5 protein-coding genes are annotated in these 3,379 nt (G+C 69.2%); all 5 read right to left on the bottom strand.

What is annotated here, in order from left to right; translation table 11 throughout:
- Positions 1 to 921 (bottom strand): GmrSD restriction endonuclease domain-containing protein (locus CCN51_RS43680; RefSeq protein ID WP_143676086.1); only part of this gene is annotated, 921 nt, incomplete at its 3' end.
- Positions 845 to 1,915 carry a DUF262 domain-containing protein gene (locus CCN51_RS43675; RefSeq protein ID WP_078610254.1) on the bottom strand — a complete coding sequence of 357 codons (1,071 nt, stop codon included), beginning with the start codon at positions 1,913 to 1,915 and terminating at the stop codon, positions 845 to 847. The genes CCN51_RS43680 and CCN51_RS43675, both read right to left, overlap by 77 nt.
- A gap of 79 nt (positions 1,916 to 1,994) precedes the next feature.
- A complete protein-coding gene (locus tag CCN51_RS43670; RefSeq protein ID WP_014172606.1) occupies positions 1,995 to 2,177 on the bottom strand; it encodes a hypothetical protein in 183 nt (60 codons plus the stop codon).
- Positions 2,178 to 2,186: 9 nt separating this feature from the next.
- On the bottom strand, positions 2,187 to 2,813 hold the full coding sequence (locus CCN51_RS43665) for a hypothetical protein (protein WP_014172607.1): 627 nt from the start codon (positions 2,811 to 2,813) through the stop codon (positions 2,187 to 2,189).
- 11 nt (positions 2,814 to 2,824) lie between these two features.
- Positions 2,825 to 3,181: a hypothetical protein gene (locus CCN51_RS43660; RefSeq protein ID WP_086860839.1), complete on the bottom strand. Its 357-nt coding sequence runs from the start codon at positions 3,179 to 3,181 to the stop codon at positions 2,825 to 2,827.
- Positions 3,182 to 3,379: the final 198 nt, after the last annotated feature.

The following is a 3,379-nucleotide window of genomic DNA, read 5'->3' as shown; positions in this document are numbered from 1 at the left end:
GCCTGATGGGGGCTGGGAAGCAGCAGTGGCGGGGAGGCCCATGCGTTCGGGGTTCCAGATGTGTTCGAACAGACGTAGGTACAGCTCCTGCCGGGTTGCGATGACCGTGGTCATCGTCTCTCTCGTCCCGAAGGCCCGCAGGTGTTTGTCGAGCTGGTGTGTCTTGATGAAGTCGCGCAGCTCGGGGTTGCGACGGTCGTATTCGGGAGCCATGACGCCCAGCAGGACGTTGCCACGGGCGTAGAGGCGGGTTTTGTCGTGGAAGGGCAGGTCGTTGATGCTGGAGTTCTCGCGGCCCCTCAGCAAGCCGAGGCCGCCGAGTTGGTTGCGGCGGCTGCGGAAGACGACCGGGTCGGGGATGTCGCCGGCTACCCGGTGATGGTGGCTGGCCCACAGGTGTTCGATGTGGAACTGGTCGCGGTCGAGGTAGGCGAGGATGTCGGAGGTCTTTTTGCAGGCCTCGTCGGCGTAGGCGGTGGCGCGGGCGAGGAGATAGCGGATCTGGGCAGCGTTGTTGCCCCGTAATCCCAGGGTGACCGCTTCGCGTACGGGGTTGCCGTCGTGGTGGGCGAGGTCGCCCAGCGCGGAGGCGACGTCTGCGACGGTGCGGCATCCGCGCAGGAGGGGGACGAGGTCGGTGTGGACCAGGGCGTCGGCGTCGGCGGACTGGACGGGCAGGTCCTGCAGGATCCGCAGGGCGTACCAGCGGTCGATGTAGGAGGCGACGAGACGGCCTTTGTCCTTGGCGTCGGTGGGCTGGTCGTCGGGGTCGATGGCGGCGAGGACGGCGACGGACTGGACGCCGAGGCCGTTGCGTTCGTTGAAGAGCACCGTCTCCAGGCGGTCACCGTCCTTCTTCAGCGTGCGGGTGGCGGCGAGGATGGGCCGGTACAGGCGGGCCGTCTTCAGAAGGTCCTGCACGAACGTGAGGAAATGGTCGGGGCGTCCTGTGACCAGGCCGAGGTGGGCGGCGTTGTGGCACCCATACGTTGAGGTTGGTGGTGACCTGGCGGCGGTCCTCGTCGTGGCCCTCGCGTACGCAGCGGGCGAGGAGGTAGGCCTTGATGAAGCGGGATGCCGCTTGGGGGTCGTCGCGGTCGGTGGACAGTTCGCGCAGCATCTCCTGCCACTGGGTGTTGAGTTGTTCCTCGCCCGCGCCGACGTTGGACAGCAGGTGGCTCTTGAGGAGATCGACGGCGGTGAGGCGGGCGCCGCGGTCGTTCATCGTCTCGAACATGCGGTAGCCGTGGTCGGGGCCGGCCGCGCGGATGCCTACCAGGACCACGCGTTTCAGGAGCCACTCGGTGAAGGGGTGGAGTTCCTCGGCGTCGAGTTCTTCCACGAGCTGGGATTCGATCTGCTGGCCGCGTGCCCACAGGTTGCGGCGGGAGAGGGAGTCGCCGGCGCCCGTTTCGTATTTGCGGCCCTCGCTGATGGCCCGCAGGACGGGGTCGTGGTCAGTGATGCCGACGCAGAAGTGCTTCCCGTCGGTGGTGATCACACGGTTGAGCTGGTCGACCGTTTGCGGATCTCCGGCTTCCTGGGCCCACAGGCGCAGTTGCAGGAAGAGCAGGTGCAGGGTGACGAAGCGCTGCTGGCCGTCGACGAGGTAGCGGCGGTTCCTCGACGGCTCGTGGTAGACGAAGGGGCCGAGGAAGTACTGCGGCGCGGTGTGCGGGCGGCGCCGGTATGCGGAGTCCCCCGACCAGTTTCGGAACGAGTCGCACAGGTCCCGTAGCAGGGTGCGGACCTCTTCCTCGCCCCAGGTGTAGTCCCGCTGGTAGTAGTCGATCTCATAGGTCACATCACGAAACAGCTCATTCAGGTTGAAGCCCTGAGACCTGATCTCGTCCGCCCCCACGTATCCACCCCTCACCTGCCGGGCATTTCCCTCATGCTCCCAACTCGGCGCCATGCCGTACAGACGGCGCGGGAGTCGGATGGGCGGCGTGCGCACCGCCGGCGCAGGCGGCTGGGGGCCTGCCCGGGTGGGGTTACTCGTCGATGCGCTGCAGTTCGACAGCGCTTCGGTCGCCGGCCGCGACGAGCCCGTCAACGACGCGGCGCCATCGGCTCAGTGGGGCGGCGTCGAGATGCGTGGTCTCCCGGGGTTCGGTGAGCCAGCGGGTGACGTACCAGCAGTGGTTGGCGAAGTCATCGTAGCGGCCGTCGATCACGTGCTCCAGCTACGTCAGGCCTGGTGCGCTGCCAGGCGGAGGGGTGGTGCGGGCGAAGCGGGCCAGCGCGCCGGCGGCCTTGGGTTCGCCGCGGGTCAGGTCGAGCCATCGTGCGGCGGCGTCGCCGAGGGCGCCGGGCGTGAGCCAGTCGCGGTTCGCGCGGTTGAGGGTGTTGTCGGGGTCGAGGTCGGCGGTGCGCAGTTGCGGGGTGGGCAGCAGCGCGGCGATGGCGTATTCGGCCCAGCGGCTGTTGTCCGCATACAGGGTGGTACCTGCGTCGAGAGCGTCGAGCACGGTGGTCAGGATCAGCGGCCACACGGACGGAAGCGGGGCGCGCAGTCGGGCGTCGTAGGTGAAGTGGGTGGCGGCATGGTGGAGTAGCTGCTGCAGAGCATTGGCGTTGTGGGCGAACGTTCGCAGGTGCGCGGTGAGGGGTCCGGTGCTGCCGTCGGCGGCGAGGGTGATGAAAGTGCGGAGGACGAGTTCGCGTTCGGGGCTGTTGTATCCGGCGTAGCCCTCGGTCATCCAGTGGTCGGTGCCGTTGCGGTGCGCGTCCACTAAGACTGGGAGCAGGACGGTGGCCTGCTCGGCCAGGCAGACGGCGTTGACGGTGGCGGCGGTGCAGGCGATCGGCATGGCGAGACGGTTCACGAGCAGGTCGGCGGCGGGTACGACGGGCAGGGTGTCGGTGTAGGGGGCGGCAGGACCTCCGGCTGACGGCTTCCGGACAGCCAAGGGCCGAGGCGGCAGCCGCCGAGGCCTGCTTGGACGGCGGCCCACAGGGGCTGGTGGCGCGGGCAGGGGATGCCCTTGTCCGCTTCTTCCTCGCAGGGGGCCTCCCACACAGGGGCGCAGCCGGCGGCGAAGAGGGTGCGGATGCCGTCCGGCGACGCAGCCAGGGCGGTGGCGGTCTCCTCGATGCGGTCCCGGTCGATGCCGAGGTGGTCGGACGGGGCGAGGAGGAGAGAGGGGAGGGCGCGGGCGGCCGAGCCGGATGCGGCCATCGGATACACCCAGTTCTCGTCGTCACCGCTGCCGAGGGGCGTGCTGGTGGGGGTGGCGAGGAGGGTGTCGGAGGCCCAGCGGCCTCGGGCTGGGTGTCGTGGTCGCCGTAGGTGTGCTGCAGGCGCAGCGCTTCACCGCCGACTGCCACCTGGGCGGCGCGCGGGGCGAGTTGCTCGGCGACTTCGGCGGGAGGCGTG

Source organism: Streptomyces milbemycinicus (genome assembly GCF_002154605.1).
GTDB classification, from domain to species: Bacteria; Actinomycetota; Actinomycetes; order Streptomycetales; family Streptomycetaceae; genus Streptomyces; species Streptomyces milbemycinicus.
Note: the sequence above shows the minus strand (reverse complement) of the source record. Positions and strands in the feature narration are given on the sequence as shown.